Below are 3838 nucleotides of genomic sequence, written 5' to 3' on the forward strand. Positions count from 1 at the left end.
TTACGAAGGCGGCACCGTCATCAGCCTGCTACCCGCGCTCAAGGTAGCCTGAAGATCAACTCATCGACCCTGTCCGTCGAAACGGGTCAAGCCCACCCATGGTCAGGATCAGAACCCTCACGGGGTACCTCCACCGGGTGCCGGGCAGGGCTGCGGTGTCCGCCGCCGACGTGTGAGGGGCTTGTCATCGGCCGGGGGTGAGCGATGTTTCCGCATGTGGGTCAGCTTGTGCGGGTCAGAGCCTGCCGGGTGGCGATGCGAGCCAGGTAAGCACGCTGATCACGTATCTGATCGAGGTCGACGCCGACCCATCTGAGCCCAGATCTCCTGGCACGTGCTCCGCATCGGCTGCCGACCCGAGCAACTCGTGGGCCACGGTGAACTGCAGAGTACGCTACGTGAGAAACGTCTCGGTCGCCGGGTCGATGGCTTTCTCGCTCAAAGTGCCGCCCTTTGTCCAGACTCCACGGTACGCCCCGCCCGTAGCGGCTACGACGACCGCTGAGCCTCGGCCCGTACGATGCCGGCTGTCGCGGCCGAGACGATGACGTGGTGAGCGCCGCTCTACTTGAGCAGGGCGGCGTTCTCCTGTTCCCGCACCACGGCGATGATGCGGACCTGCTCTGCCGTCAACTGCCGGACGTGAAAGTGATCAGTACCGACACCTCGTCGGTGTCGGTGCCGATGATGACCGAGCTGGCGTTGTTGACATCGGCCTCCAGCAGAATCGCCGATCGGGTGGCGGACCCTTCGACCGCGACCAGCCCATCCATGGCGACCTGCCGCAGCACCGCCTCGCGGTTCTCGACCAGGACGATGCGTGACTTGTCGTGCCCGTTCTCCAGCAGGGCGCTGACGGCGGAGCGTCCCTTGGTGCCGTACCCGCAGACGATCCCGTGGTCTCGCAATCTTCTCCTCCACCGGCCGACCCGCAGGTTGTTGCGGTACTGGTCGGTCAGTACTTCCAGGGTCGTGCCGACCAGGATGATCAGGAACACCACCCGGGCGGGGGTGATGAACACGACGTTGATCAGCCGGGCCTGATCGGTCACCGGCGTGATGTCGCCATACCCGGTCGTGGACAGTGACACCACGGTGTAGTAGAAGCAGTCCAACAGGGTCAGCCCGCCCTCGTTGGCGTCGCGGTCAAGGCAGATCACCGCGACGGTCACCACCACGAGCGCCACGGCGGCGGCCATCCGCACGGCCAGCGCGCGCAGCGATCCCTGCCGGGCCCGGGAAGAACGATCACGGCCAGCCTGCCTGCACGGTCGTCACCTTGACCTCCATCGTCTGTCATGCTCATCGCCGCCGCCGTGGCCCCACCGCTTTCCAGCGGTAATCAAGGAGTCGAGGGATGTCAGGTGAGGTTGGCGAAGGCTTCGACGTGGCGGGTCTTGCCGGCGACGATGAGGATGTCGCCGGCGTAGACGGTGGTGTCGGCGGTGGCGTACGTGAAGTCCTCACCCGGTCGTTTGATCGATACGACGGTGATCCCGTACTTGGAGCGCAGTGCCGCGTCGGCGAGGGTCTTGGCGAAGGTCTCCTCTGGGGCGCGGGTCTTGGCGATGGCGTAGTCGTCCTCGAACTCGATGAAGTTGAGGATGTGCCCGGTGACCAGATGCGCGACGCGTTCGCCCATCTCGTGTTCGGGCAGCACCACGTGATGGGCGCCGACACGTCGCAGGATGCTGGCGTGCTGGCGGTTGATGGCCTTGGCCCAGATGTTGGGGATGCCGAGATCAGCGAGCAGCCCGGTGGTCAGGATGCTGGCTTCCAGATCGGTGCCGATCCCGACGACGGCGTGCGCGAACTCGTGAACGCCGAGCTGGCGCAGCACCAGTTCGTCGGTGGTGTTGGCCACCGCGGCGTGAGTGAGCTGGTCGGCGTAGCTCTGCACCACCGACGTGCTGGAGTCGATGCCGACGACCTCCCAGCCCTGGCGCATCAATTCCAGGGCCAGAGAGCTGCCGAAGCGGCCCAGGCCGAGCACGGCGATGCGATTGCTGGTGGCGGATTTCTTAGCCAACGATGGGTCGCTCCTCAGGTCGCTCGTAGCGGCGGGTCCGTTCCCGCAGCGCCAAGGCGGCCGCGGCGGTGATCGGCCCGAGCCGGCCGATGAACATCAGCACGATCAGGATGACATGCCCTGCTGTACCGACCTGCGATGTGATGCCGGTAGACAGCCCGACGGTCCCGAACGCTGATGTCACCTCGAACAGCACCTGATCCAGCCGGAACGGGGTCAGCACCAGCAACGCCATGGTCGAGGTAGCGACGGCGGCGACGCCGAGCAACGCGATGGTCAGCGCCTGACGTTGCACCCCGGCAGGCAGCTTCCGGCCAAGGGCGTGCACGCTCGGCTCACCCCGGATCTCGGCCATGATCACAAACCCCAGCAGCGCGAACGTGGTCACCTTGATCCCGCCCGCCGTGCCGGCGCTGCCGCCGCCGATGAACATCAGTACGTTGTGGACCACCAGAGTGACGTCGTTGAACTGCGCCACATCCAGGCTGTTGAATCCGGCGGTACGCGGCATCACCGCGGTGACGAACCCGGCCAGCAGCTTCCCGGCCACGCCGAGGGCGCCGAGCGTGCCCGGGTTGGACCACTCGCTGACGGTGATCGCCACGAAGCCACCGACCAGCAGCACCACCGTCATCGCGACAGTGATCTTCGTATGCAGCGACCACCGGCGCGGAGTACGCAGCTCACGACGCAACTCGAACAGCACCGGGAACCCGAGTCCGCCGATGATGATCGCGGCCACGATCGGCAGACAGATCAGCGGGTCACCGACAAAACCCATCAGCGAATCCGGGTAGAGACCGAACCCGGCGTTGTTGAACGCCGACACCGCGTGGAAGACCCCCAGATACGTTGCCCGTGGCCAGCCGTAGCCGTAGCCGTCAGCGAACCGCCAGGTCAGCGCCACCGCCACGAGCAGCTCGACCAGCACACTGATGCGCAGCACCCCCAGCACCACCCGGCGGACCTCACCGACGCCCATCGACTTGGTCTCGACCTGAGTGCCCAACTGCAGCCGCATCCGTAACCGGCGAGCGACCAGCAGGCCGAGCAGCGCCGCGAGGGTCATGATCCCGAACCCTCCGACCTGGATCAGACCCAGGATCACCGCCTCACCGAAAGCCGACCAGTACGTGCCGGTGTCCACCACCACCAGCCCCGTCACACACACCGCCGATGTCGCCGTGAACAAGGCGGTCACCACGCCGGCGCGATGGCCGCTCTCCGTAGCGAGCGGCAGGGCCAGCAACCCGGCGCCCACCACCACCGCAGCGGCGAACCCGAGCACCACCAACCGTGCCGGATGCCGAACGCTGTGTGCCAGCCACGCCGTGGCCCAACCCGGTACCCGCCACCGCCGCGCCACTGCCCACACCGCCCGCCACCCGGCCTGGACCCGGTGACCGGCCCGACCGGGCCACCGCCACGACGTCCTGGCGTGCCCCGGGCCGTTCAACGGCGTCCAGAGCAACAGCGCGACACCGAGACCCAAGGCAAGGAACATGCACACGATCAGCAGCACGCCCAACAGCAGCTGGCCCGCGGTGGAATCCATCCACACATGATCCATGCCACCGCGGCACCGACACGTCCCGCCCACCCACCGGCGATCAGGCCAACCCGACCGGTCGCCCATCCCCCCGCATCGCCTCATCACGTGGAACGCTCGGCAGTCACCGTACGAGCACGCCCGCTCTCGCCGAGGCGCACGTTTCTTAGAGCGACCGGCGATAGGCGTTACTTGAGTCGGCGGGTTGTCGGCCGGGTGTCCCAGCGGTAGAGGGTGCGGGCTCGTTGGATGAGTTGACG

The 3838-nt window shown here is 66.8% G+C and carries 2 protein-coding genes and 1 pseudogene; all 3 read right to left on the minus strand.

The window, feature by feature from the left end; all coding sequences use genetic code 11:
- Positions 1-567 precede the first annotated feature (567 nt).
- Positions 568-1199, minus strand: a pseudogene (locus tag AB0I88_RS41040) (potassium channel family protein); the annotation flags it as partial.
- A 161-nt stretch (positions 1200-1360) separates the two neighbouring features.
- Positions 1361-2029 (minus strand): TrkA family potassium uptake protein, encoded by a 669-nt coding sequence (locus AB0I88_RS41045; RefSeq protein WP_361037678.1) that lies wholly within the window; start codon positions 2027-2029, stop codon positions 1361-1363.
- A partial coding sequence (locus tag AB0I88_RS41050) for a potassium transporter TrkG (protein WP_361037680.1) occupies positions 2022-3838 on the minus strand: 1817 nt, incomplete at its 5' end. The genes AB0I88_RS41045 and AB0I88_RS41050, both read right to left, overlap by 8 nt.

The organism is Actinoplanes sp. NPDC049802 (assembly GCF_040656595.1).
Lineage (GTDB): Bacteria > Actinomycetota > Actinomycetes > Mycobacteriales > Micromonosporaceae > Actinoplanes.